Source organism: Paraglaciecola psychrophila 170, from assembly GCF_000347635.1.
GTDB lineage: Bacteria > Pseudomonadota > Gammaproteobacteria > Enterobacterales > Alteromonadaceae > Paraglaciecola > Paraglaciecola psychrophila.
Genome location: NC_020514.1, coordinates 4,081,923 through 4,107,457, shown reverse-complemented (window position 1 = coordinate 4,107,457; position 25,535 = coordinate 4,081,923). Strand labels below are relative to the sequence as shown.

26 protein-coding genes and 4 pseudogenes are annotated in these 25,535 nt (G+C 40.1%); 22 read left to right on the top strand and 8 right to left on the bottom strand.

Annotation, left to right across the window (positions count from 1 at the left end):
• The first annotated feature begins 5 nt into the window (after positions 1-5).
• The 18 genes and pseudogenes from C427_RS17995 to ruvX all read left to right on the top strand — a co-directional run.
• Complete coding sequence (locus C427_RS17995; RefSeq protein WP_226991110.1) at positions 6-815, top strand: MbnP family copper-binding protein; 810 nt, start codon at positions 6-8, stop codon at positions 813-815.
• Positions 816-817: 2 nt separating this feature from the next.
• Positions 818-1,948, top strand: a complete 1,131-nt coding sequence (locus tag C427_RS17990; RefSeq protein WP_007637162.1) for a methanobactin export MATE transporter MbnM — start codon at positions 818-820, stop codon at positions 1,946-1,948.
• A gap of 80 nt (positions 1,949-2,028) precedes the next feature.
• Positions 2,029-2,358 carry a hypothetical protein gene (locus tag C427_RS17985; protein ID WP_007637164.1) on the top strand — a complete coding sequence of 110 codons (330 nt, stop codon included), beginning with the start codon at positions 2,029-2,031 and terminating at the stop codon, positions 2,356-2,358.
• Between the two features lie 337 nt (positions 2,359-2,695).
• The gene (locus C427_RS17980; protein ID WP_007637166.1) at positions 2,696-2,965 is read left to right on the top strand and encodes a DUF3718 domain-containing protein; all 270 of its coding nucleotides are present in this window, start codon (positions 2,696-2,698) and stop codon (positions 2,963-2,965) included.
• A gap of 181 nt (positions 2,966-3,146) precedes the next feature.
• Positions 3,147-3,383, top strand: coding sequence for a hypothetical protein (locus C427_RS24190; protein ID WP_015431161.1), 237 nt, complete (start codon positions 3,147-3,149; stop codon positions 3,381-3,383).
• Between the two features lie 117 nt (positions 3,384-3,500).
• Positions 3,501-3,668 (top strand): hypothetical protein, encoded by a 168-nt coding sequence (locus C427_RS26500; RefSeq protein ID WP_015431160.1) that lies wholly within the window; start codon positions 3,501-3,503, stop codon positions 3,666-3,668.
• Between the two features lie 225 nt (positions 3,669-3,893).
• Positions 3,894-4,040, top strand: a complete 147-nt coding sequence (locus C427_RS26495; protein WP_015431159.1) for a hypothetical protein — start codon at positions 3,894-3,896, stop codon at positions 4,038-4,040.
• A gap of 534 nt (positions 4,041-4,574) precedes the next feature.
• Positions 4,575-4,757, top strand: a complete 183-nt coding sequence (locus tag C427_RS17970; RefSeq protein WP_007637169.1) for a hypothetical protein — start codon at positions 4,575-4,577, stop codon at positions 4,755-4,757.
• A 626-nt stretch (positions 4,758-5,383) separates the two neighbouring features.
• Positions 5,384-5,623: a LytR/AlgR family response regulator transcription factor gene (locus C427_RS27745; protein WP_015431158.1), complete on the top strand. Its 240-nt coding sequence runs from the start codon at positions 5,384-5,386 to the stop codon at positions 5,621-5,623.
• A gap of 57 nt (positions 5,624-5,680) precedes the next feature.
• Positions 5,681-5,902 (top strand): LytTR family DNA-binding domain-containing protein, encoded by a 222-nt coding sequence (locus C427_RS27740; protein WP_015431157.1) that lies wholly within the window; start codon positions 5,681-5,683, stop codon positions 5,900-5,902.
• A gap of 14 nt (positions 5,903-5,916) precedes the next feature.
• Positions 5,917-7,074, top strand: coding sequence for a sensor histidine kinase (locus C427_RS17960; RefSeq protein WP_007637170.1), 1,158 nt, complete (start codon positions 5,917-5,919; stop codon positions 7,072-7,074).
• Positions 7,071-7,715: a LytR/AlgR family response regulator transcription factor gene (locus C427_RS17955; protein WP_007637171.1), complete on the top strand. Its 645-nt coding sequence runs from the start codon at positions 7,071-7,073 to the stop codon at positions 7,713-7,715. The genes C427_RS17960 and C427_RS17955 overlap by 4 nt, the downstream gene beginning before the upstream one ends.
• A gap of 15 nt (positions 7,716-7,730) precedes the next feature.
• Positions 7,731-7,910, top strand: a pseudogene (locus C427_RS27735) (LytTR family DNA-binding domain-containing protein); the annotation flags it as partial.
• 137 nt (positions 7,911-8,047) lie between these two features.
• Complete coding sequence (locus C427_RS26490) at positions 8,048-8,191, top strand: hypothetical protein (RefSeq protein ID WP_007637173.1); 144 nt, start codon at positions 8,048-8,050, stop codon at positions 8,189-8,191.
• Positions 8,192-8,212: 21 nt separating this feature from the next.
• Positions 8,213-9,031 carry a tetratricopeptide repeat protein gene (locus C427_RS17950; RefSeq protein ID WP_007637174.1) on the top strand — a complete coding sequence of 273 codons (819 nt, stop codon included), beginning with the start codon at positions 8,213-8,215 and terminating at the stop codon, positions 9,029-9,031.
• Positions 9,032-9,219: 188 nt separating this feature from the next.
• Positions 9,220-10,182, top strand: coding sequence for a glutathione synthase (gene gshB, locus C427_RS17945; protein ID WP_007637180.1), 963 nt, complete (start codon positions 9,220-9,222; stop codon positions 10,180-10,182).
• 7 nt (positions 10,183-10,189) lie between these two features.
• Positions 10,190-10,747, top strand: a complete 558-nt coding sequence (locus C427_RS17940; protein WP_007637181.1) for a YqgE/AlgH family protein — start codon at positions 10,190-10,192, stop codon at positions 10,745-10,747.
• A gap of 71 nt (positions 10,748-10,818) precedes the next feature.
• Positions 10,819-11,211, top strand: a pseudogene (ruvX, locus tag C427_RS17935) (Holliday junction resolvase RuvX); the annotation flags it as partial.
• Between the two features lie 656 nt (positions 11,212-11,867).
• On the opposite strand, the gene C427_RS26005 reads toward ruvX, so the two are convergent.
• The gene (locus C427_RS26005; RefSeq protein WP_007638941.1) at positions 11,868-12,044 is read right to left on the bottom strand and encodes a DUF6435 family protein; all 177 of its coding nucleotides are present in this window, start codon (positions 12,042-12,044) and stop codon (positions 11,868-11,870) included.
• Positions 12,045-12,477: 433 nt separating this feature from the next.
• On the bottom strand, positions 12,478-12,735 hold the full coding sequence (locus C427_RS17925) for a peptidylprolyl isomerase (protein ID WP_007638952.1): 258 nt from the start codon (positions 12,733-12,735) through the stop codon (positions 12,478-12,480).
• A 276-nt stretch (positions 12,736-13,011) separates the two neighbouring features.
• Between C427_RS17925 and C427_RS17920 the strand changes: the two genes are divergently transcribed.
• From C427_RS17920 to C427_RS17905, 4 genes are read left to right on the top strand one after another with little or no spacing between them, the layout of a single operon-like run.
• Positions 13,012-16,701: an ATP-binding protein gene (locus C427_RS17920; RefSeq protein WP_007638954.1), complete on the top strand. Its 3,690-nt coding sequence runs from the start codon at positions 13,012-13,014 to the stop codon at positions 16,699-16,701.
• Positions 16,698-17,321: a hypothetical protein gene (locus C427_RS17915; protein WP_007638956.1), complete on the top strand. Its 624-nt coding sequence runs from the start codon at positions 16,698-16,700 to the stop codon at positions 17,319-17,321. Before C427_RS17920 ends, C427_RS17915 begins: the two co-directional genes overlap by 4 nt.
• A complete protein-coding gene (locus C427_RS17910; RefSeq protein WP_007638958.1) occupies positions 17,318-18,589 on the top strand; it encodes a hypothetical protein in 1,272 nt (423 codons plus the stop codon). The genes C427_RS17915 and C427_RS17910 overlap by 4 nt, the downstream gene beginning before the upstream one ends.
• Before the next feature lie 8 nt (positions 18,590-18,597).
• Complete coding sequence (locus C427_RS17905; protein ID WP_007638964.1) at positions 18,598-19,491, top strand: DUF7281 domain-containing protein; 894 nt, start codon at positions 18,598-18,600, stop codon at positions 19,489-19,491.
• A 52-nt stretch (positions 19,492-19,543) separates the two neighbouring features.
• On the opposite strand, the pseudogene C427_RS17900 reads toward C427_RS17905, so the two are convergent.
• The 6 genes and pseudogenes from C427_RS17900 to C427_RS17880 all read right to left on the bottom strand — a co-directional run bounded on the left by C427_RS17900 (position 19,544) and on the right by C427_RS17880 (position 25,515).
• Positions 19,544-20,427: pseudogene (locus C427_RS17900) on the bottom strand (IS982 family transposase).
• A gap of 155 nt (positions 20,428-20,582) precedes the next feature.
• Positions 20,583-21,145 (bottom strand): annotated as a pseudogene (locus C427_RS17895) (NAD/FAD-utilizing enzyme).
• 218 nt (positions 21,146-21,363) lie between these two features.
• Complete coding sequence (locus tag C427_RS17890) at positions 21,364-23,001, bottom strand: TIGR03016 family PEP-CTERM system-associated outer membrane protein (protein WP_015431151.1); 1,638 nt, start codon at positions 22,999-23,001, stop codon at positions 21,364-21,366.
• Positions 23,001-23,942: an XrtA-associated tyrosine autokinase gene (locus C427_RS17885; protein WP_007643263.1), complete on the bottom strand. Its 942-nt coding sequence runs from the start codon at positions 23,940-23,942 to the stop codon at positions 23,001-23,003. The genes C427_RS17890 and C427_RS17885 overlap by 1 nt, the downstream gene beginning before the upstream one ends.
• A complete protein-coding gene (locus C427_RS28590) occupies positions 23,939-24,304 on the bottom strand; it encodes a hypothetical protein (RefSeq protein WP_322786664.1) in 366 nt (121 codons plus the stop codon). Before C427_RS28590 ends, C427_RS17885 begins: the two co-directional genes overlap by 4 nt.
• Before the next feature lie 14 nt (positions 24,305-24,318).
• Entirely contained in the window at positions 24,319-25,515 is a 1,197-nt protein-coding gene (locus C427_RS17880; protein ID WP_015431149.1) for an XrtA system polysaccharide chain length determinant, read from the bottom strand.
• Positions 25,516-25,535: the final 20 nt, after the last annotated feature.

Below are 25,535 nucleotides of genomic sequence, written 5' to 3'. Positions count from 1 at the left end.
AAAGAGTGTTCACATTTTTGTGGTTAGGTTGTTTAATTGCGTTGCTTAGTAGTTGTTCTAAATTAAATAATGCAGAAAGTATTCAGGTAGAAATTTGGCACAATGGCAGCCCATTGCATTGCGGTGCTTTCGAGAGTCATCAACAAATTTGGTCTATCCAACAATTAGCCTTCTTTATCAGTAATGTTAAATTATCTGGCGAAGATACCTTGCAGCAACCGCAATTAAGTACAACGCCCTGGCAAACCGATAATGTGGTGTTGATCCAGCCTAATCTGGGTGACTGTTCTTCAAAATTAGAAAACCACGATAACGCGGCGTCAAAAGAGCTCCTTGCTTCAGAAGCGCTTAAATCCAATCACTATCTACAGTTTACAGCACCGGTTGATCTTGATGCGTCAGAGCAGCTTTCTTTTACCCTAGCAGTGCCTTTTGAGCTAAATCATCAAAACCCGTTATTACAGGCTTCGCCACTCAACATACCGAATATGTTTTGGTCATGGCGCTCAGGACACAAATTTTTTCGATTAGATATGCAAAGTCCTGATACAAATTGGGTATTTCATTTAGGCAGTGTTGGATGCAGCGCCGCGACAACTATGCGATCTCCACAACGTGATTGTGTACAACCTAACAGAGTCACTTTTCATTTGGATAAAAAGCATACCGGAGCAAAACTTGTTATGCATTTAGATAGGCTAATTGCTAATACAGCGATGCAAAATAATGATTCTTGTCTGTTTCACTCTGGCCAAGAAAGTTGCAGCATTTTGATGTCTAACTTGAAAACCCAAGATGTGTTTGAATGGCACTAAACATGTACACCGCTAAATTGATAAACGTGTCTTGTTATCTTATCCTGGGTAGCTGTTTATTCGCTTGTAAACCGCCTTCACTTGCTCAAAAAGAATACGATTGGAACTTACCTAAAGGTTTTCCTATTCCTTTAGTACCTAAAGAGAACCCTATGTCGGTCGCTAAGGTTACATTGGGAAAATCGTTATTTTTTGATGTGGATTTATCTTTTAACCAATCGATTTCATGTGCAAGTTGCCATCAGCCTCAATTTGCTTTCTCTGAACCTCAACAAACAGCAGTAGGCTCATCAGGTCAAAGACACCGGCGTAATACCCAATCCTTAGTCAATGTGGCTTACAACAGCAACCTGACATGGGCCCATTCAGGGCTGAATCAAATAGAGCAACAAATTCTTATCCCTATGTTTTCTGAGGATCCCGTCGAGTTAGGTATTACTGGACATGAAAGTCAGGTGTTGCGACGCTTTGAAAAACTAAAGTATTCAAAGCTGTTCGAAGATGCGTTTGATGATAGTGAAGCTGATTTTGATAAAATAGTTAAGGCACTTGCGAGTTATGTTAGAAGCTTAACTAGCTTTGACTCGCCATTTGATCAATACGCCTATCAAAGTGATGATGCTGCTATGTCTGAAGCGGCTAAAAGAGGCATGGAGTTGTTTTTCTCAGAAAAGCTTGAGTGTTTCCATTGTCATGGTGGATTTAACTTTACTCAATCTAGTCAACATGAAAACCAGATATTAGATTTACGACCTTTTCATAACACTGGTTTGTACAATGTAAATGAGAGAGGTGCTTATCCTATTGATGATCAAGGATTGATCGAAGTCACCTTACAACCTGGTGATATGGGAAAGTTCAGGGCGCCGACGTTGCGTAACGTAGAGGTGAGTGCACCTTATATGCATGATGGCAGTTTGGCCACGTTAGACGATGTTATTGAATTTTATGCCGCTGGGGGCAAAGGACATGGCACGCTTAACCCTTTGAAAAGTCATTTTTTAGCGGGTTTTGTGCTGCAATTACAACAAAAACAAGATTTGATTGCTTTTTTACATAGCTTGACCGACCGTCAGTTTTTAAATTCGAATCTAAATTATCCGCCTATGTCACCTCAATTGCACAAAAACTAGGAGGTGCAAGGATAAAAGAACTTTGGTATCTTCTTAAACGTAGACTAAATTTATTTAGCGCATTTTTAATGGAGAGTAAAATGACTGAGAAGCCCTTTTTAGTAAGTGGTCGCAATACCCTGATTCATAAAATACGGAAATTAGACCTACTTGTTATTAACGGTGAGGATCATCCTGCCGTGCTTGTTACCCATAAGGGCATTAAAGAATATCTTGGGGAAATACCAGATAGCAAACGCGATGCAAAACTACTAGATATGGAATTGCTCGATCTCACAAGGCTTGACTTGTTCGGTGAAGAAAAGACTTTGTTATTTGTCCAAACGCTCAATGGTAAAGAATATAAAGTGGATTACAGCAAACATGGCACATCATTGTTTATTAAAATTCACCAAGAAAACGCCTTTTAATTCTGGCCGCTAAATTTTGTATAAAAAGCCCTGTTATCAGGGCTTTTTAATATTTAAGAATAAAAACTAAGCCTAATCTGCATAATTTTATACGGTCTACATTTATCAATGTAACAAAATAACTCCAAATACGGTTAACCAACTGTTATTAACGATAGTCTATCGCTGATAATGGTTGGTTGGTCGTTTAGTCGCATTTGGCCGTATTTAGCCATCCTTAAATCACCTTGCCCTCTACATTAAGCATTAACTTGCAATCATGCAGAACTAAACGACATTAAGGTGATACACCGTAAAAAAAATCATTATTGGCAGCATATTAACCGCAGGGATTTTTTTGGCTGGCAATGCGCAAGCTAATTATATCGATAAAGGTACTGAGGCACATTTAGTTAAAATATGTGAGGCGATTAAAAACAACAACACACTTAAAGTACATCGAGCCATCAAAAATAGTGGCATCAGGGCTAGAATAATTAGTGAAGGTTTAGTCTGCAATGGCTATGACCCAGTGACCTTCGCAATCGTTAATAAAGCACAAAGTACGGCTAAATTTATGGCTCGTAAAAGCGGAGTTGATTACGAAGCGTTATTAGCTAGGTTATAGAAGGCTAATATGATTTTCCAAAGTGAGTGCATGTAAACCTACCGTGTTTCCTTATCTCTTGGTTTAAATTACTCACTTACATTTATCCATTAATGCAATGAATCCACACTACTTTTCTGGTTTATTCCAATTTTAAAATCCCGTGCCTTGTTAATCTAGTTTCTGGCGGGTCACAGATGATTTGCTAGCCACTATAGGCATTCAAAATGAAGAATTTACTAATTATAACGCTGGTGGTGAAGCGTTTATAAGTATTTCAGATCAAATGTCACCTCGTATTGGTATTGGTATTGATTGGGACGTAAATGGTGACAGCGAATCAAAGCTATATGCTAATTTTGGCGGCTATTATATTCCTGACCCTACTAACACCAATTTGCGTGTGGAAGTTCAGAATTATTTACTCAAAAAACTGTGATGTCGTATCGATTGATGGTGACTTTGTTCCCAATTTTGACAATTGTGGTGGTACCGAAATTTTTTGTGATGGCACTCAAAAAGCAACATTAGAAGTCGTTGACGCAATGTTGAACCTATGTACCAAGATGAACTTATTTTGGGTTATGACCCCCAGTTAAATGATGAATGGACCCTTGGTGTTAAAGCTACTCGCAAAGAAGTCGGCGTGGCATTAGAAAAGGTGGCTATTGGATTTGGGTTTAATACTTACCTAGAGATAGAATTTGGCTCAAGCTGTATTTAATGTAGTGGTTTTCACTACTAAGTGCTGGGTAATCCTGATGGAGATATCACAAGAGCTCCTGATGGTGATAACGGTTCTCTTGCTCTTCAAGCCTATACTATTCCTTGAGCGGATTTAGGTTACCCTGAAGTGCAGCGAAAGTACTCTTCAATTGATTTTAATTTTAACCGCGCGTGGGATGATGTGTGGATGTTGCAGGGTTTTTATACCTAGTTTAAGAGTTATTTGAATAACGAGGATTTTGTTCGTTCAGGTAATGAACAAGACGATGCTGGTATTACGACTAATTTCGATCAACCTGGATTAGTACAAGGTGCAGATGGTAACTTGCCCAATGATAGACGCCATAAAGTGAAAATATTTGGTGCTTAGTCTATACAAGAAGATCTTGTTGCAGGTGCCAACTTTAGATATCAGTCTGGTAGACCTAAAAATGCCTTTGGTTAGCATCCTACAGAAGATTTTGCGGCCGCTTATGGTGCCGCTTCATTCTTTGTGGGTGGAGAGTTAATACCAAGAAGTTCATTGGGTAATCAGCCTAGTAAATGGCAGTTAGATTTGTCGTTAACTTATGCGACTCAGGTTGGCGTCTACGATCTGTTACTCCGTGGTGACATATACAATTTATTCGACAATGACTCTATAGTTTAAACAGAAGAAAATTTCGAATTTGATGTTCGCACGCCAGCTCCTGATTATGATTACATTGAAAGATACCCCTCTCCAAGATATACCGCTTAAGTGCTTCTATATCTTTTTAGTTGTCTTTCAATAAAGAGTTTGAATAAGTCATAGTGCTAAAAAGTGAATCCGGATGCCTTTGGCTCCGGATTTTTCAGATGCACAGTAAAATTATGTCGAGGGGAAATTTGTTGCAAAAAAATGATCGTTTAGGCGATATTAAAAATGCTATTTAAAGTAGGTAATTGGAAAACCATCGTAGAAATTATATCGGCTATTATTAACGATAATGAGGCAACCCATCAGCAACTGCTATCGACTGTGCGCATAGCTCCCAAAATAGGCGATGTGAAATTAGCCATAATTGCACTCGATAAATTCGCTGCATTAAATCCCAACACGATTTAGGAAACTGGTTTATCAAGACTCTGTTGGTCTATCTGAAACCTATTTATCAATTATGAAACCATTTATTAATATTTATGGTGTTTAGTCTGGAAGGATGCTGAATGATTGAGTGTATCGAGTTTTGCGAAGCTCATCTCACCATTAGTAGGATTCATCACATTTGAGTTTTAAATATAATAAATGGATTTATACTTAGGGTGTCGGAGTAGTGACCCGATGAGTATATGTTTTTACTAGATTTTAAAAACATGTATTGTTCCCTGAATTAAGCAAGGGCTGTCGCTGCAAAGCGCAGCCCTTTCTTTTTTGCCCGAAAAACACTTTGTTACCGCTTACCTCCGTTTATCCTAGATCCCCGCACTTGGTCTCAGATATGTTCGCGGTTTATCCCCTAGCTTGTATATTTTATACCACGGCAATTCAGGAATGATATGTATGCACTGCTGTATGGTAATAGGCGATGAGCACTTAGCCAGAGAAAGAATATCTAGTTTTGTGGAGGAACAAGACAACTGGTAGGTAGATGGTCAATCTGGAGAATATAAAGAGGCTGAAATCCTACTTTTAAAACAATGGCCTGATGTGTGTGTTATGGATATTAATATTATCGGGGCATTGGTATTGAGTTGGCCAGACAACTAGTTAAACGAATTGATGGTCATTGGGTGTTCACTTCAGCGTCCAGTGATTATGCGCTCCAAGCATTTGATATTGAGGCGACAGATTATTTGCTCAAACCATTCGAAAATAGTCGATTAGCCAATGTATTACAAAAAGTTGAAAAGCTAAAAAAGCAAGCTGTCAAACAGTGCAAAAACTTATTAGCCGTGAAATCAGTCGGAGCGATTGAGTTTGTTAATGTGTAAGACATCATCTGGATAAAAGGTTCGGCCAATTACGTGGAGCTTCATTGTGCAAAGCATATGTTATTTCACAGAGAAACGCTTTCAAAGTTAGAAATGCAACTCAACCCAGAGGAGTTTATTCGTGTTCATTGTTCGGCGATGGTCAATGTTGAGAAAACTTATTCCTTTAGCAGTGAGCTGTGCCGTTTTTCGTTGTTACATTTAAACAACGCTGACGACGTTAAAATCGTTCAAGGCCACAAAGATTCAATTTTTGAGTTCTTAGGGTTGGATAATTAGTTTATGTATATTAAGTGGATGGTGTAAGTGAAAACACTGCAGAAACATTTATCGCAAATAAAGATAAACCTTCGTTTTGGCTTTTACACTCTTTGGGTTGGATGACGTATGTGTTTATTTTTACAGTAGATTATGTGTTCTTTTATCGAGACTTTAATAAAATTGGATTTGACGTATTTTTTCCTTTGGTACTGGCTGGTTTATTTGCCGCATTGTTAACTTGGCCGTTGAGTTACGTTTATAGACAATGTTGGAAGCTCCCATCTAGCTTGTTAATTACTACTATTACGTTGAGCAGCTTGTTGGTGTCATTGATTTGGACACCTGTTAAAAACTTAGTGATGTGGTACTTCTATGAAGATTTTGATGTTTTATCCCTTATCTCTGACAGTCCTTCTGATGAATTTAGGTGGTATATGCTGTTTATGTCAGTGAGTTATGTGTTTTTTATGATTTTTGTTTGGAGTACTTTGTACTTTCGCATCAAATATCAATTTCGCTTAATAAACGAAAAGAAGCTGCATATAGAGGCGGTGCGACGGCCTCATATCTCGCAAATTAAGAAGTTGCGATGTCAAATCAATCCGCATTTTCTATTTAACTCACTGAATGCTGTCCCAACCCTTGTATTGCGAGGTAGCAAAGAAAAAGCCAATGGTATGTTGATTAGACTGTCTATTTTTTTGCGCTTTTCATTAGACAATGCTCCTGAAAAAAAGATCCGCTTATATGATGAGCTAAAGGAATTGATGCTTTATTTGGAAATCGAAAAAACACGTTTTGACGACAGATTAACCGTAAAGTTTGAAATTGAACCACACACAAAAGCATTGCTTGTTCAAAGTTTGCTATTGCAGCCTTTAGTCGAAAATTCTATTAAGTATGCCATTGTGCAGATGTCTAGTGGTGGTTTGATTGAAGTGACGGCGCGATGTCTAAATGGTTGCTTACAAATGGAAGTAGCTGATAACGGACCCGTTCAAGATAATGCATATTTAGGTGCAAAGACAGGAACTAAGGGGCAAACAGCATCGAGTCATACTTGGGTAGGGGGACAGAATATCGTTGTACGGCTGAATGTTTTATATCCTAATAACCATGAGTTTAAGATTATCCGTGGTTTAACTGTGGGGTATCGTGTACAAATTTCTATACCTATGGAGTACTTATGAGTCGTCAATTGACTGCCATCATTGTTGATGATGAACGTTTGGCTAGAGAAGGATTAATGCTCAGGTTGAATGATGATGCTAGGTTTGATGTAGTTGCACAGTGTCCATCTGCTCATCATGCGCTGGATGCGATTGAACAGTTCCAACCTGATATTGCTTTTGTGGATATCGAGATGCCAGGATTAAGCGGGCTTGAATTGGCAGAACTCTTATCTAAAACCCCCACGCCTGTGCCTAAAGTCGTGTTTGACACTGCATTTAGAGAGTTTGCCCTAAATGCCTTCGAATTTCAGGCTTTTGATTATTTACTTAAGCCCTTTTCAGATGACAGATTAGCCAGTTGTTTGAGCCAGCTCGTTGATTCCTTTTTTGATCGTGATGTAGTGCTGCAACACCTTAAACTAGACCAATTACTGAGTCGCAAAACGGGTAACTCTATTGATGGTTTTATTCGTAATTTAGAGGTGACGAGTGGTGGCTCGATGAGTGAACTGCAGCGTTCGGTTTCTATGAAAAATGGTACGGAGTGGATCAGAGTCGGGCTGGATGATATCTCATGGATTGAAGCCGCAGGTGATTATATGTGTGTGCACACCTTGGAAAGCACCCATATTATACGTAAAACCCTTAAACAATTTTAACAAGAGCTCGACTCTAGGCTTTTTCAAAGGGTGAATCGTTCAGCCATGATCAATATGAGTAAATTGAAAAGGCTGACACCCAATTCAAATGTTGAATACGTAGCAATATTAACAACGGGTAGCAGTGTTAAGGTCAGCCGAAAATACAAATTTAAATTGAAAGAGTTAAGAAAAAATCGAGGCTGTGAAGATTAAAGATGACTGCTAAATCATGCCTATCTTAGTGACTTTAAGTATGGCACGTGTTGATTGAACTGAACTGAATGGTCAATTGACCGTCTGAAATACTGAATTATGACCCAGCATTCTTAATATTATGGAAAATAGTGCCAATGAATTTCACAACAACGTTAGTGTTTGCAAGTCATCTAAGTTTTTCAAATCTGGCCTTCGCCAGCGAGATATCTCTGCTAGATAATGCAATTTCAATATTAAATACCGGGCAAACCGAACAGGTTATAGTGTTGTTTGAATAACAAAGGCATAACCCTGAGGCCATGCTTTATTTAGCCAAAATTTATATGGACAGTGACTTAGACGAAGCAGAGGATTGGATAGAACAAGCGCTTGACGTTAATTTAAACAATGCAGAAGCTTGTTATGTCCGTGGCGCTATCATGGGGCGACAAGCATCGGGTTCCATTTTTTCAGCATTAAGTTATGCAGAAAAATCAGTTAATAGTTTTACTAAAGCAGTAGAACTTCAGCCTGACTCCATCAAATATAGAAAAGGATCAATGCAATTTCATACCAGCGCACCCAGCATTGCAGGTGGTGATCTGGATATTGCCAAAGTCCAGATAGAAAAACTTAGGCAACTTGATCCCAAAGCAGGCCTAGAAGCTGAGATTAATTACGAGTTATCACAAGATAATGATGCTCTGGCCGACACGCTTTTGCAGCAAGCCAAGCAGACTTATAACGATATTCCTGACTTTTTCTTTCAAGCCGGAATGCTCCAACAACGCAAAGAAAACTATCGGGCTGCATTTGAAGAATTCACGCGGGCTATCAGTAAGAATGCTGACACTAAAGAAAGTGTTGTTGCAAAATACAACGCCTTGTATCAGCTGGGCAGAACATCGGTTTTAGACGAAACTAATATTGATGCTGGGATAATGGCCTTGAAGCAGTATCTCAGCGAAGCGCCAGACTTAGATGGGCTGTCACCTAAGCCTTGGGCAGAGTTTCGTTTAGCTAACTTAATGGTTTTTAATGCACAGAAGTTAGAAGTTAAATTGATTTATTTACGTTTGGCAAAAGTTGATAACAAGGAGTTAGCTAAAAAAGCAAAGAAAGCTGCGAAGAAAATCTAATTTCTTGGTTAATCCTCTAACTTAAACTCACCCGTGCGTAGCCAAGGCGAGGGTATGAATTCAAATTTTCTTGGTTTGATTCAAATACAACTTGAATTATGCAGTAATTACCGCAAGATCAAACTTATCAAGACATTTAGTCTTTTATCGTTCAGCTAACGGTTGAACCATATTCCTAAGGAACAACATTGACCATTAAACTTGGCATCGTGATGGATCCCATCCAGTCCATCAATATCAAAAAAGACACCAGCTTTGCTATGTTGCTTGATGCGCAAAAGCGTGGCTATGAATTGTTCTACATGGAAATGGGCGATCTGTATTTACACAATGGTAAACCTATGGCCCGAATGGTTGGTTTGGCTGTCGAACCCAATGCAGACAAATGGTTTACTTTAGGTGATGAGTTACATCAAAGCTTAGCTGAGTTAGATGTCATTTTGATGCGCAAAGATCCCCCCGTAGATAATGAGTTTATCTATGCTACTCATATGTTTGAATTGGCTGAGCAATCAGGGACTTTGGTTGTCAACAGAGCGCAAAGTTTAAGGGACTTTAATGAGAAGTTGTTTACTTCTTGGTTCCCGGATTTAGTCGCAGATACGTTGGTTACAAGAGATACTAAATTAGTTAAAGAGTTCCATCAAAAGCATAAAGACATTATTTGCAAACCCTTAGATGGAATGGGTGGCAGCTCTATTTTTAGGATCAAAGAAGATGGTAATAACTTAGGTGTGGTTATTGAAACATTAACTGAACTGGGCACGCGTTACGCTATGTTTCAGAAGTTTTTGCCCGAAATTAAAGACGGCGATAAGCGTATCCTAATTGTCGATGGACAAGTGGTTCCTTACGCATTGGCAAGATTGCCAACCAAGGGTGAAAACCGTGGTAATTTGGCTGCAGGCGGTACAGGTAGACCACAACCTTTATCAGAGTCTGATTTGAAAATTGCCGAAACTATCGCGCCGCTGTTAGTTGAAAAAGGGCTGTTATTTGTCGGTTTAGATGTAATCGGCGATAGAGTCACAGAAATCAATGTCACCAGCCCAACGTGTGTGCGAGAAATTGAAGCGGCGTATGATGTGAATATCACAGGTATGTTATTCGACGCCATCGAAAAACGTCTTGCTGCTGGCAAAGGAGCCTAATTTTAACATGCAAAGTTTGCAAAATTATTTACTTATTGCGTCTCCGAGTATGGAGGATCCGTATTTCGCGAGAACGGTCACTTACATCTGTGAGCATAACGAACATGGCGCTATGGGGTTGGTAATTAATCAACCAGTTGGCATGAAGCTTAAGGAGTTGGTGGCTCAGGTTGATGACAAGGCCGAAGTGATTGATGAAAAAGCGCAAAATATTATTTTGGCTGGTGGTCCAGTTAGCCAAGACCGTGGTTTTATATTGCACACCACGCAGCCCGGTTGGGCTTCAAGCCTAACCATGACCCCTGAAGTCATGGTGACCACTTCCAAAGATATTATATCTTCGTTGGGCAATAAAGATGCGCCAGAAAAGTCGCTGATTATGCTTGGTTATGCCGGTTGGACGGCAGGGCAGCTAGAAGAAGAAATTCAAACCAGCTCATGGTTAATGGTCGAAGCGGATACTGAAATTTTATTTGACACACCAATCCATAAAAAATGGGAAACTGCGGTACAGCGCTTAGGCATAGATGTCTGGCAGCTTGGCCCAGATATCGGTCACGCATAAATGAGACTTCTCCTAGATGATACTCAAATAATGATGTCGTATGAGTAACCAGGTCAACGTTCCGTCCTACCTTTGATTTTGGAACGAAAGAATCGGTTTGGCAGTAGGGCAGGAGATAACAGGCACTGCGTCTCCACCTAATGCTCTTAAGGCAGTAGATGGATTCCTAATTGGATGTTGTGGCAAAATTGTTTGCAGAATGGTCTCCACAATTAGCTGTGGTAGGTTTACCACTCAATATGGATGGCAGCAGTCAACAAGTCACGTTTTCTGCCAAAAAATTCGCCAACCGCCTTAATGCTAAATATAAAGTAGCAGTTAAAACCTGCGACGAACGCCTAACTACAGTCGACGCCAAAGCCCGCCTGTTCGAACTAGGTGGCTACAAAAAGCTCGACAAACAAAAAATAGATAGCGTATCAGCCTGCCTGATCTTCGAAAGCTGGATTGAAACACAATATTAAAACCGCCAAAAGACACACTTCTTAAAACAAAGACTAAAGCCCAAAGATTTTGCACCACAGAGGAAAACGAGGTTACAGAGGAAAAGCAAGAAAAACACTATCTGACTTCATCTATTTTAAAGCCACATCAATTTTTATCTTTTCCTCTGTGTAGCGTCAGCGCTCTTATTCCTCGGTGGTGCGAAACCTTTGGCTTTTTATGCATTTGAAGTCGTTTGTGATGTTAGGTATTTGATGATAAAGATTAAAGATTAAAGATTTTTTTGCACCACCGAGGACAACGAGGTCACAGAGGAAAAGCAAGAGAAACACTATCTGACTTCATCTATTTTAAAGCCACATCAATTTTTATCTTTTCCTCTGTGTAGCGTCAGCGCTCTTATTCCTCGGTGGTGCGAAACCTTTGGCTTTTTATGCATTTGAAGTCGTTTGTGATGTTAGGTATTTGATGATAAAGATTAAAGATTTTTTTGCACCACAGAGGAAAACGAGGTCACAGAGGAAAAGCAAGAAAAACACTATCTGACTTCATCTATTTTAAAGCCACATCAATATTTATCTGTTCCTCTGTGTAGCGTCAGCGTTCTTATTCCTCGGTGGTGCAAAACCTTTTTCTCTTAATGCAGTTTTTAGCTGTTGATGTGGCTTTTGATGTATTACTTCTTAGCGGCTTCTAGTTTTTCTATTTCTTTCCATAATTCTTCTGCTTCGGCTGTCAGCATTGAATAGGTTTTTATGTCGCCTTTGCGCTGGGCTAGCATGGCGTCAGTTGATTTTTGGTCGTAAGTTTTACGTAATTTTTTGACTGGGTCTGCTTTTAAAAAGCCGAACATATTTTTTCTCAATAAATAATGAATTATTAAAGTTAGTACTATTGTATAGCAATACGCGATCAGTTTTTTGTTAGTTGAATATGTAATATCGCTAAGGGTTTCGCTAACATTTGACCTTTTATATAGTTGTCATCCACCTCTAATGCCTCACGAATTTGGTGTTTTTTTTTTACAATGTTGATGCCTTTAGTTACTCTACCAAAAGCGCAAAGCCTTGCCCTCTGGATTCCGAAAACCACCAAAATTAAGGCGGGGTTGGGCCCCACACAAATGAAAATTCAAAGGTTGGCGGTTTTGTTCCTCCGCGCCCCATAATTAAAACAATCAAAATTTGAATCCATTTGTTTAGGGTTTTAACTGAACTCCTGCAAACTTTTATACTCATTATTAACCCCTTGAATAACTTCAATTTTTGGTGAGCCGTTATCATTGTCTAATCGCACCACCCGATAGAATCGGCCATCATTAAAAGCCCCGCCTCGATGTAATTAATAAAGTTATCCACCGATACCGGCGCCTGTTCTGAATAAAGCTCAATGTCGATATTACCTATAGAAGTAATAATGACCGCTTGTCGAATAGGGTGAGGCTTTAGGCTGTTTTTATTGGCTAATGCATCATGAGTTATTAGGCTCAACCCTATACAAAATGTCAAAGCTTGAATAAAACTCAGTGCTGGTAACCTTTTCATCTTGGCCTTCCCACTGGTTACACTTCAACTTATATAACAATATTCTGTCAGGCATCGGTTGAGAGGTATAAATCCATCCTGTGTATGCATATTAATTGTCCTGTCTGAATAACAACAGTGACTTTTCAGTCATATTTTATTCTATGCTGGGCATTTCAAATAGGTTTCTATTTAGACTCCCATAAAAAGCTGCGGATAACGATTGTTTCTGGTGTTAAACAGGGTTACTTCTTGATAAAGTTTATAGGTTATTAAGCCCACCATTGAAGGACGTCTATGCCCGGGTTACACCGCATTATTCTGATTAATTGTCACCTCCCTGGTTTTGTTGAACTTGATGTATCAGGTCACAGTAATATTTGTGGCACTAATGCCTCGGGTAAAACCACTCTGCAACGTTTGATCCCAGTCTTTTATGGCGAGTTGCCCAGTAAAGTGGTGCCTAAAACCCGTAAGAAGTTTGATGACTTTTATTTGCCTCATGCCAACAGTTATCTCATTTACGAGTATCAAAGAGAAGACGGGCAGAACTGCCAAGTTGTGTTAACGCGCAAAGGTAGTGATGGGGTGCAGTATCGTTTTGTTGAAGCGCCTTATCATCAAGAACAAATTTTGGTTGATGTTGAAAAAGGTAATGTACAAGCTATGTTACCCGAGCAGTGGATTAAACAACTCAGGCAGCTTGGCATTGAATTTTCCCATAAAATCCAAGCTACTAGTGAGTTTCGTAGCATTATCCAAAATGATGCCAGTGTGGGTCGTACGGCTGGGCGTGAAAACACTAAACTTCGGCAGTTAGCCAGTCGTTATAGTTTGGTGTCGAGTAAACATCGTATTCGGCATATGGAAAAACTGGTCAGTGCGGTTCATGCCAAAGAAGGTAAGATGGACACTTTACGCACGATGCTCGCGGCTATTTTTGAAGAAGATGGCTTAGTGCAACCTACTACCACCGTCAAAAATACCAAGGCGCGGGAGTGGATCACCCAGATGCGTCAGACCATGCGTTTGCAGTCGATGCAGAACGAGTATCAAAAAATTCAGGCGCAAACCGAAACACTCAATACGATTGAAAGTCAGTTGTTGCAGCTTAAGCCTATTTTAGAAAAAGACTTACAGTCGCTGGCAACCCAAAAGGCTGATGCTCAAGAGCAGCGTAATAAAATTAAAAGTCAACAAAGCACTGCCAAAGAATCTTTTGAGGAAGCTGAAGGTATATTGAATAGCCGCGTCAGTGAAACCTCCGAAAGCCTTAAAGCTAAGTCGTCTCGATTAGATCATATTCAGCAACAGTATGAAAAATATCAGGATTCTGATGTTGACCAACTTCAAAAAGACATGGATGCGTTGCCCCTTAAACGCGAAGAGTACGACCAAAAGCTAGAGCAGTATAATTTACTGATAGACCAGCATAAAGATTTGCAGAGTCAACTTGAACAGCAAAAACTGAAGTTATCAGAATCGTTAGAACGCTTGTCTCGTAAAAACCAATCGCAAGTTAAAACGATCAGCCAGCAAAAAGAGATCGTGCGTAGTACTCATGCTGAAAAGGAAGTGGATTTACGCGGTAAGTTTGAGCAGCGTAAAGAGCACCAAGCTAAAGAGTTTGATCAGCAATTATTGGACGTAGAGCGCAGCATAATGAGTGCTGAGCACCAAGCGCAACAAGCTTCACTCACCGAGCAAGAAATGGAAAACGGTGCACTCGCTGACAAGCGTTTAGAGCTTGCCCAGCGAGCATGGCAGCAAAGTTCGAGTGCCAAGAAACAGGCTGAAAACACCTATCAACAGCTTCGCAATAAACGCGATGAAGCCGATAAAGTATTACATCAAGCGCGGCAAACGACTCGACAAGCCAAAGAACGCTTAAAACAATTACACAAACAACTTTCTCCGGAACAAGACAGCCTAAGACAGTTCCTAAGAGACCATAAACCTGGTTGGGAACAGAGCATAGGTAAACTGATTGACGAGCCATTGCTGGATCGCAAAGATTTATCACCCCATCTTTTGGCGCACAAAAGCGAAGCTGAAAGTCACAGTTTATTGGGTGTTCAGTTAAATATGGCGATAATTGATGCGCCTGATTATGCTCAAGACGAAACCGCTCTAACGCTATCTTTAGAGCTAACTAAAAAGCACTTAAGCACGGCAGAAAAACAACAAAAACAAGCAGAGACCGAATTAGACGAATGTCACCAAGAAGCTGAGATTCAGCGCGAAACGGTGGCTGAGCAAAACCGAGCCTTTGAACAAGCTGAGCAAGAAACGACTTATGCACAAAGTGCTAAACAGCGTTTTGCCGATGAGCTAAAAGTCGTGTTAGAAAAACGTAAGCAACAAGCAAAGCAGGCCTTGCAACAATACCTAGACCAAAAGCAACAAGTCGTATCTCAAAAACTAAGTGCTATTGACCTATTGAAGTCTGACTTTGAAGAACAACTCTTGGAATTTAAGACCAGTTGGCAAGATGAACTAAGTGTATTAGACGAACAAATCGAAGAGCTTGAGCGTCAAGTCGAGCATAAGCGCGATCAAAACCGTGAACAGATTAAACAGCTCGAAGGAGCCTTTAATCAAGAATTAGCCAACCAAGACATTGACCCCAATACCTTGCGTGAGCTAAAACAGCAAATTGAGCGACTAAAAACTACGATCCAAGCAGTAACAGTCAGGCGTGATGAGCTAAATGAATATAAAACCTTTATGCAGACCGATTGGTCGAAACAGCGCCCAGAGTTACTTGAACAAGAGACTGAATTAAAAGCACTGGCGCAACAGTTAGATCAGCAGCAAAACAGTTTAGTTAATCAATACCAAAGCAAACGGACTGAGTTATCTAAAGTGCTGTTAGCAGTAGAAAAAAGTTTGTCTGGATTGAGTTCTTTAATCATAGAAATTGAGCCTATGGTGCGCCAGCTCGGTCAAATTGTTTTTACCTTTAAACCTGCTGATGAGCAAAATATTAACTTGGGCGATCAGGCTGAACGCATTAACCGCTGTACCGAAGCGTTAGAAAGCCGCAGCCGAGGTGAGAAAAAATTAAAAGAGTCACTTACCGAGTTCGAAGCAACCATAGGTAAAGATGCCGGGAAAGACTTCTTAGATACTATGTTGCAGGCTTTTGGAAATTTACATGAAGATGCCAATGTACGCGAACGTTTGCCGATTTTGCAGCGTTTGCTGAGTATTTTAGAGTCTCGCCAGCGCCAAATTGTGGAGCAGGGGGAAACCATAGGCGGCGACTTAAACAAATTTTTCACTGTATTTAGCGATATTAACCGCAAAATTGCGCAACAAAGTAAACGCTTAACAGATGAAGTATCCGATGATCTGAGCTTAGACGGTATTGCTCGCTCTGAAGTGAAAATCATTTCTACCGTAGATGAACTTAACTTCTGGGCACCACTGAAACGTTTTGCCCAGCAATATCATAAATGGAGCACGTCTGACGATTTTCTGCCAAGTGAAGCCTACTTAGATAATCTGGCAGATGTGGTTGAGGTATTACCCAACGACGCCAATTACAGTATCGAATCGCTGTTACGTTTAGAGTTGCACCTAAATGAAGGTGGCTCTGACCTTGTGATTAAAAATGATAGACAACTGCTTGAGTCATCAAGTCACGGTATGGCTTATTTGATTTTGTGTAAATTTTTGTTGGCCTTTACCCGTCTATTGCGTAATCAAGCGAATATCCATATTCATTGGCCTATCGATGAAATTGGTACCTTGGCGTATCACAATGTAGAAAAACTGTTTAAGGCCTGTGATGCCAATGATATTCATATCTTGGGCGCCTTCCCAAATCCAGAATCTGATGTGTTGATGTTGTTCAAACACCGGTATTTGATTGATAAACAAAAACAACATTTAGAAAAAATCGAACCCAAACTCAGCCGCATCGCCGAGCGTTTACAGCAAAGTAAAGCTACAAACACTGACTTAGCAAAGGTGAACGCATGATAGAACATGGTCCATTATTAGAACGCTTACTTGAAGGTGAGTTTATTTGTAGCATCACCGACGAGCATAGCTTTCACAAATTGCAAAATGACGAACTGGTGAATGACTTAAACCACTTTCTAAGACCGCTCAATCGACGAGTGGCTAAAAACGATGATGGTTCGGTGTATTTTCTGGCTTATTGTGATTTAACCCAAAATGCCCGTCAGCATCTAAGCCATCAATTCGCAAGTACTGTGCAATCCTTATTACCCATGTTGGAATGGATGCAACTGGTACAAGAAGCACTAGGACGTGATGGTGCGCTAAACGCAGGTGACACCATTAAATTGCAAGACTTTGAGTCTAAAGTCGTGGATAACCAGTCGCTTATTCATCGTTTAGCCCATCTTGCTAATGACCGAGTGTTTAAGTCCTCCAGTGATAAACCTGACATGCAAATCAAGCAAGTCTTTAAGCGGATCAAAGAGATGGGGTATTTGCATCAACCCCATAAAGACAGGCTGTTTTATATTGTCACTGGTAAAGTAGAACAACTAATTGAGTTAGTACGTTTTATCAAAGATGAAGAAAATCTACCAATTGATGACGCCACACCAGAGCAAGAGGCGATGTTTTGAGTCAGGTATCTAAGCCAAAAAGCCTAGCCCAAAGCAACCCTTTGTTTGAATTAGGTAAAGAACGTTTAGAGCTAATCGGTAAACATGCTGATGCCTTGATGCAGGGCTATTTAGAAGGGCAGGTGAACGAGTTAGCTTTTTCACAGCAAGCATTACAAAAACTGTTGGACAGCAGAATACTGTTCTACCCTGAAGAGCAGTCTTTAAGTTTGCGCCCGATAGTCAACGAGTTGATTGCCAGTTTGACCCGTGACGAGCGAAAGCGGCAAATTAACACCGATGTAGGTGAACACTTAGATCAAATCGACACGCGTGTGCAGTCATTACAAGCGGCCAGGAAAAAAGGGGATTACGCTGCAAGTGAACACCATATGCAGCTGTTAACTGAACGTGTAAATGACATGACCGGGCAGTTTGGTGATGCCATTGAAAGTCTCTGGCACAGGCTCAACACCGAGTTTGGTTTTGTGAGTAGCTTGGATGATAAAATTTTAGAAATTGAACTGGCGCAGCGACAACTAAGACGAATTCTGGATGGCTTCGGCATTATCAATTTTGATGACCTTATCCAACTAGCGGGCAGTGACGGTGCGCTGCGTAAGTTGTTAGTGAGCCAGTTACAGGCGCGTATTTCTGAGCATTCAGGCTCATTATTAGAAGTACAAAAACGCCTCGTACTTTTGATGGCACGTTTTCGTCAGCAACAAGATAGAGCTTTGCTCATCAATCGCATGGCCGCTTTTTTACGCCAGCATCCTAATTTTCAAATAGGTGATTACCCCAACCGTAGCCAGGTCCCTGAAGTGATTAATCAGGCTCACGGTATCAGTGCTCAAGCCTTTATTGCTCTAGACCGTGCACAAGATAGTTACACCCTTGCAGAGCTGGCTCGGACTGTGCCCAGAGAGCCAGAGCAAGTCTCGCAGTCAGATAAACAAACTGAAGGTTTTGTTATAGCGGTGCAAAGTTTAGTCGCCACACAGCAAAAGCAACTAGCTAAAGACGTAGAAGACTTTTTTATCCAGGTTATAGAAAGTCCAGAAGCATTAAGTGGCGTCGATTATCTGTTCGAACAGGCATTACCCTGGGAGCCAGAAATGTGGTTATTCCAAATCGTGGCTGAATATCAAGGATTACCAGAGCAAAATAAACAAAGTTTTATACTTGAAAAAGACAGTGCTCAGAAAAGTCGTTTTAATCAATTACATATTATTCAAGATGTCACGGTGGGCATGCGATTCTTCGGTGATTTTCAGGCTGCGGGTTAAGCTTAGTCATGACCGATGATCTAAGCTTAAGGGCTAAAATTTTATTAGCTGGGCAGCACCTCAAACTGATGTTAGATATGGCTTCACAAACAAAGGCAAGTCATGCTCTGACTGAAATATTAGGTTGGTGTGAAGAGTTGGAGTTTAGACCGGGAAAATGGATTAGAGCTAAGCAGACTTATCGTTTTGAACAATCCCAAATCGAGAAGATAGAACACATATTATTAGAGCAAGGGTTCGCCAGCATTTTTGATAAATTTGATCAAGATACCCATCAAAGTGCTTCACACAGAAACCCAAATGAAAAACAGGGCAAAATCAAACCCACTCAGCATTTGGTTCTAGCGGCGGTTACTCAAAAAACAGCGCTAGATGCAATGCAGCAATATCTGTATACATGCCAGCAGGTCAACATCGAGCTTGATGTGACTCGGTTAAATCTGGATAGCTTTGAATGTCTTGTTGTAGTAGAAAATCGTGACAGTTTTAACGACTGGTTTAAATATCAACCCCATACTAATTTGTCTAAGCCATTAGTGATTTATCGGGGCGACAAATATCATTCAACAGCCTGTAAAACCCTGCTAAAAAGTTGGTTAAGTGCGCAAAGTAATAAACCTACCATCTATTTTGGTGATTTCGACTTAGCCGCATTTCGTATTGCAGTAAGCGCCGGTTACACTGCGCTATTATTACCTGCATATGCTCGCTTAGTCGCGCAAGCTATCAAGCAGCATTACCCTAGTAACCAAGAAAAGTATTTAACTAAGCTACAACGAGATTGCCCTAAAGGCTGGCAGCCATTACTGCACCTCATGAGAGATAAACGGGTAGGGTTGAGGCAACAAAAAATGTATCAAACACCATTAATGTTGCATGTGTTGAGTGAGTTAATGAGTTAGTAAATGAGCACTACAAACGTAAAACCTAGACGTTTTGTAACCTGAGATCTGCTTAAGCGATAACCATAGAGTTCAGCTCTACGTCAGTTAAATTGAGGCTTAGCTTATTTTCTTTTAAACAATAAGCGACCAATCCCGCGTGTAAATTAAGCATAAAGCCGTTCATACTCCGATGCCTGAGTGTTCGATATAAGAAATATTCTTAAGTTGGTCGTTTATTGTTTCAACTATATAGCGCCTTGAAAGCATGGCCCTATCCCACAACGATATAGCTTTTGCTTTCATATTTTTGCGAACGGTTGTGATGAGACTTACACCTTTGTCTAATAAATCCGCTTCCAAAGCTTTACTCAAATAGCCTTTGTCTCCATACAATTTATCAGTCAAACCTTCTGCTAATTCACGTATGGGTTGAGTGTCATGCACATTGCCGGTTGTGACTTTCGCAGCAACAATTTTACCGTGATGATTGACGACTAAGTGGAGCTTAAAACCATAAAACCAACCCATAGTACCTTTACCTCGTTGAGCGATACCGTTGAAGGTTTTATGTCTAGGTATTCGAATATTATGGCACACCTTGATGCTCGTAGAGTCAATGAATTCATATCCTGATGGCTTTCCTTTAAGTGATGTGAAGTAGGCACATATGGGCACAATAACTCTAGGCATGACCGCTATAAATTGTGTGTAATTCAATAAATTTGGAAACTCATTCTTGTACACAAGAGATACATACCCAAGAGAGTAGTTTTTGAAATTACGGTAATGTGACATATGAAAACTGACGACAATCGTCATAATTTCACTGGTGGTCATTTGCCCTTCTCTTTGACGTTTTTGCGTACCGTCTTCAAGCAGTTGTTTACGCCATTGAGGAATAAATACTTTGCAAAAATCATCGACATCACAAAACAACTCAACTAATTTACTCATGCCTGTTCCTTTTTTAGATTCATCTCTTTTAGTCGAAAGTTCGGATCTTGGAACAGGCATTTAGTTCAATTTATTAAACAGGATTCAGGTTAACTATTAAAAAGCCAATGCCATGGCATTGGCTTTTTAAAACAAGTTATGAGTATCATAAATAGCTAAGTCAATGCTTTTATGGCGCTTTTGAACTTATTTTGGCCATTGACTACCCACGATGGCGTAGCATCTCCTGTGCCAGCATGAGTTAGTGTAGAGTGACGTTCTACTACTTCACATAACACCGTGATATTGATCTGTCATCTACATCTACAAAAAATACGTGTATACCATGACTTTAATAATGCTTGAAATCGTTTAAATTGATAATTAGGAATTTGAATGCCAACTAAACCACCTTCCCAGGTGCAAAAACCTAAAACAATCACCGCCAGAAAGCCAAAAGTGTAGCCACCCTGCTGCTGTGGCATGCCATTGCATGACATATGTGATGCCCAAAACTAGTGCAGCAGCGATACCACCTACTATGGCACCTAGCTGAGTAGAGTGCACAACATCTTGTTTGAGCACAGCTTCTGATAGCGTGAAGATGATGTTTTTCTACTTCAGCATCCTTCTCACTAAGTACATGCAGCTGTGGGATAGTTAATCCGCTTTGTTCAAGTTCTTGTTCAACTGATTTTATGTCGTAAAGATCTTCACTCACATAATAATGCCGTTTCATCTTTATCATCTCCAGTCGCTTATAAAACATACCATTTGATTAAACCGCAACCAGATGAGAAAGTATAGTTTTGTTGCAATAATGTTAATTATAATATTTCGATTCATGAAAGTGGAGTGTGATTCATAAAAGTAGAGAGTTAGTCGAGTTGAAATAGATGAACAAATGCTGATGGTGGAGAACCAATTTAGTCTATGTAGTGAGAATAACTCACTTTTTTAAAAAGTATAATTTAACCCAACAGTTAGGCGCTCATCTGTGCCGATACGTTCTAGGTTGTCTGATTCGCGGTCTAAAAATCTAGCCGCTATACTCAGCTTTAGATATCTTCCTAAGTCCCTACTGAAGTTTATGCTGGTAGTTGTGGTGGTATCTGCTGTTTCCAATTCATTAAATTGATTGGTCGCTAGGGTGGATGCAAAGCTGATATTAGTTTTACGGCCTATGGCGTAATTTACATTTAAGCGCAGGCTACGATTAATGCTTAATCTGTCAGACTCTAAGTATTCGGTTCGTCGATAAGAAGCATCTATAGACATGGTCACTTTGCGTTTGGAATAACCAATACTGGCGGTGCCTGACTTGCGCAGTATCACCTCTTCGCTGATGTCTGTGACAACTTCGGTGGTGGTTCTGAATTCTTCACCTACCTGTAACTGATAATCAACACTATCAGGTTGAAAACAATCGATTAAGTCAGTCGAGCCAAACTGACACACAAATATACCGGTTACATTGGTGCTAGATGTACCAAGGCGAGAAAAAGTGGTTAAATCTTCCGAATATGAAACAGACGTCCTTAAAGATTTAAGTGAATGCCTAAAGTCCAATTTATAAGAGTCTCCAAAAAAACGCTTACCATAATCAAAATTAAGAGCGGTTCTATTTGAAAATGCCCATGCAAGATTAACCCCTAAAAAATCAGTTGTAGTCTCACCTTCTTCAAGCTGGTTATAAGTCAGTGAAAGATTACGGCCATTGCTTGGCGTCCACTCTAAGCCTGCACCATAACTGGTAGTGTCTAAATTTTGGCGACTTGAAAATTCCGTTTGACCTGTGTCGTACTCGTCAAGGCTGCCGGTAACGATAAAACCAACCTCTTTTGTAATGGGAAACCCTGTATTAGCTTGTACTCTAGTCGATTCAAAATTTTGGAAGTTGGCACGGCTGGTATCATTATATTGCGCAGAAATATCAAAGTTTAACGGTCTTATATATTTACCCTGAAACAGCCTAGCAGTGATACCCAAATTTTCGCCATCGACACCTGTTTGGCCCGCTTGAGATTGATCCGTTTGGGTTTTTGAATAGGTGCTTTGCAAAGTAAACCCAACATATAATGGGTTAGGAATAGAAAAATTAAGTTGTGCACTATTATTGCGGTTTTTGGTTAAATTGTCTGAGCCTAAGATTACATCACTAAAGCCATTTTGTTGTTGATTTATAACTCGGTAGTTTTGTGCACCGCTTAAGGTTAAAGAAAGTGCGTTTTCAATTAGGGTTAAGTTGCTGGTATATTTTAGATCTGTGTAATTTTGATTGGTCTTATTATTAACATTTTCAGAGTCAACGCTGCGCCTTACTCTGGAATGGTTAGTGGTTAAAGATGCCGATAAAAGTCGACTATTATAGCTACCGAGTAAAGAGGGCTTAATAATCAACGCTTCGGTTTGTGATGCTTCATTATCACCAATCTGAGTTTCAGTCACATAACTAGTGGTGTTGAGTTTGCCGCTAATATCGACCGCTTGACCAAAAGCACTGAATGACAGGCTCATTAATAAAATAGCAGCATATTTTACTTGTTGCGGTTTTTTAGCCGTTTGCTTTTGTTTAAGCAAAGGCCAAAATACCACTAACGTGCCCCTGCATAATAATAACCATAACCGCCGCCTTCCAAATTGACTTGTTCTGTTTTGTTAACAATAAAGCCTATGGCCATCTCTGGTTTTAAATGTTTAACGGCGTTTTCTATATCGACTAACTTTGTTTTAAACTCTTCGGTTACTACCAAAGCCTGGCCAGCTAGATTGGCTAAAATAGCAGTCTCGTTAATACCTAAAAGCGGCGGCGTATCCACAATCACTATTCGGTCTGTGTATCTGTTTGCAAATTCTTCCACGGCTGCAAACATTCTTTCACTGGCCAAAAGCTCGGCTGATAGATGATGGGACTTACCCGCCGTAATGATCCTCAGTTTGTCTAAATTGGTTCTACACATCACCTCTGAAATATCTTCTTTTTCGCCTAACAAGTATTCCATAAGCCCTTGTTCGTTCTTTAACTCTAACGTTCTCATCACATTCGGTCGCAAAACATCAGCGTCAACTAGTAACACGGTTTTATCTTGTTCTAAGGCAATGCTTAACGCCAAATTAATAGCGGTGAAGGTTTTACCTTCCCCCTGACGGGCACTGGTCACCATAATAATATTGCTGTTTCTCAACGACCTAGACAAAGGGCCAAAGGCATTGTCTAACAATTTACGTTTGATAACGCGGTACTCTTCGTTTATCACCTGTCGTCTAGCGTCAGTTGACACAAACCCCTTTTGTGCAAGTATCTCTAAATCTAAAATAATTTTTGCATTGGATACAACTTTATTGCTTTTAATCTTAATTTTTTGACTGATTTGGGGTTGCATAACGGTTTGCTCTGATTGAGTACGCTGGGCTTTTTCAATCGAGCTTTCGGGAGGAGAGGCCTCATCAATTGGTTTGGCTTGTGATAATTGTAATTCGCTGAGAGACTCTGTAACCTGCTGCTGTTTTTGCAGTGCTTTTTCTATAGAGTTCAAGAGAATATCCTCGCATAAATATTAATATTCATTATCTCTGCACCCATAAGCACCCCATACATCCCTGTAATAATACTCGAGGATAATAGAAATACCAGCAACCTGGTTCGTTTAACCTTTAAAATATGTGCTTTGTTCAAATGACTCACAGCACCTAATACGGGGTAAGAAGTTAGCGCTGTAAGCTGGCTCGCTCTGATTAATACGGGATTCAGCTGACTAATCAAAAATGCTAAGCCTAAACCTGCGGCAAAGCCAAATCCCACTACAATAGTATAATTCAAAGGTCTGTTAGGGCCTGCCGCATTTTTGGGAACTCTGGGTTCAGCGAGCACTCTAAATTGTACACCTTCGGAAGACAAATCCGCTTTTCGAGCTAAATCAGATGACTCTCGTCTGTTGAGCAACCCTTCATATTTTTTTTGGTAATATTATAGTCTCTGTCCAACGCAGTACGCTCTGCTTCGGCCTGGGGCACAAAATCGATTTTTTGTTTTAATTCGTCAACTTTATTCGCATAATTTGTCTCTCTAACACGTAGCGAGGCCAACTGACCTTCTAGTCTGCTAATTTCGAGGGTTAATTCATTGGCGATGGAGCCTATTTGAGCAGGACGCTCACCATCACTAGAGGATAAAAATTCTTCAACTTCCTGTTTTCTGGAAGCCATCAATGTGTTGAGCAAATTGGTGGTCTCTATCACATCAGGGTGCAGCTCGGTATATTTAAGCATCAACTGGTCGAGTTTTTCCTCTAACGTTTTAATGCGATTGTCATAACGAGTGGCCAGTGATGATGCTTTAATGTTACTAAATGACGAACTAGGTGTTTGTGAAGTGTTACCATTTACTTGCTCAATTAATGACGCTATCTGTTGCTCCATTTCTTTAATGGTCAACCTGGTCTGTTCTAATTGGCCACTGATATTGGAGAAATTATTATAGAAGGAACCTTGATTAGGTAAGAGAGTATTATATTTTCTTTTATAATTGACCAGTCTTTGTTCTGCGTTAATCAGCCTGACCTCATATTCGTCTATTTGCTCGTCAATAAATTTATCTGCAGAATCCGAATCTATCCTGTTTTTGCCCTTGGTCCCTTCAACGAACAAATTAAGGGTTTTTTGAACAACAGTTCTGGCCATTTCAGGGTCGCGATGTCTGTAAGAGATGGTATATAAATTATCTCTTCCTGCCTTGCTTAAACGTATATTTCTTGATAGAGAATCAATGAGACCTTGAAATTGTTCATCATTAGCAGCTGTAATGTCAAGATCTGCATCCCGAGCGATGATTTCCAAATTTGGCCTTGTTAAAAGAGTCCTTACCATCATAGCAATTTCTTCCTGAGGATTAGATTGCAGCGCAAGGCCTCGCAGCATTGGTGCCAATACAGAGCGAGTATCCACATATACCCTTGCCGATGACTGGTATATGTCAGGCTCAGATGCAACTTTGACAAAACCAATTGGGCATATTAACCAGGTGCAAATCATTATGTAGCGTTTTTTTACCCATACACCTTTGACGTATCCAATAATGAGTTCAAGGGTTTTGTGAAGATCTTGCATCATATGTCCGTTTATTGCTAACT

Excerpts from the sequence above, each read along its gene's own strand:
- C427_RS26005 (WP_007638941.1), bottom strand. The coding sequence starts at position 12,044 with ATGTTCGGCTTTTTAAAAGCAGACCCAGTCAAAAAATTACGTAAAACT.
- C427_RS26490 (WP_007637173.1), top strand. The coding sequence starts at position 8,048 with ATGAATTTCACAACAACGTTAGTGTTTGCAAGTCATCTAAGTTTTTCA.
- C427_RS17970 (WP_007637169.1), top strand. The coding sequence starts at position 4,575 with ATGCTATTTAAAGTAGGTAATTGGAAAACCATCGTAGAAATTATATCG.
- C427_RS17985 (WP_007637164.1), top strand. The coding sequence starts at position 2,029 with ATGACTGAGAAGCCCTTTTTAGTAAGTGGTCGCAATACCCTGATTCAT.
- C427_RS17990 (WP_007637162.1), top strand. The coding sequence starts at position 818 with ATGTACACCGCTAAATTGATAAACGTGTCTTGTTATCTTATCCTGGGT.
- C427_RS17950 (WP_007637174.1), top strand. The coding sequence starts at position 8,213 with ATGCTTTATTTAGCCAAAATTTATATGGACAGTGACTTAGACGAAGCA.
- C427_RS17915 (WP_007638956.1), top strand. The coding sequence starts at position 16,698 with ATGATAGAACATGGTCCATTATTAGAACGCTTACTTGAAGGTGAGTTT.
- C427_RS17905 (WP_007638964.1), top strand. The coding sequence starts at position 18,598 with ATGACCGATGATCTAAGCTTAAGGGCTAAAATTTTATTAGCTGGGCAG.
- C427_RS26500 (WP_015431160.1), top strand. The coding sequence starts at position 3,501 with ATGTACCAAGATGAACTTATTTTGGGTTATGACCCCCAGTTAAATGAT.
- C427_RS27740 (WP_015431157.1), top strand. The coding sequence starts at position 5,681 with ATGTTATTTCACAGAGAAACGCTTTCAAAGTTAGAAATGCAACTCAAC.
- C427_RS17955 (WP_007637171.1), top strand. The coding sequence starts at position 7,071 with ATGAGTCGTCAATTGACTGCCATCATTGTTGATGATGAACGTTTGGCT.
- C427_RS17880 (WP_015431149.1), bottom strand. The coding sequence starts at position 25,515 with ATGATGCAAGATCTTCACAAAACCCTTGAACTCATTATTGGATACGTC.
- C427_RS17920 (WP_007638954.1), top strand. The coding sequence starts at position 13,012 with ATGCCCGGGTTACACCGCATTATTCTGATTAATTGTCACCTCCCTGGT.
- C427_RS17925 (WP_007638952.1), bottom strand. The coding sequence starts at position 12,735 with ATGAAAAGGTTACCAGCACTGAGTTTTATTCAAGCTTTGACATTTTGT.
- C427_RS17940 (WP_007637181.1), top strand. The coding sequence starts at position 10,190 with ATGCAAAGTTTGCAAAATTATTTACTTATTGCGTCTCCGAGTATGGAG.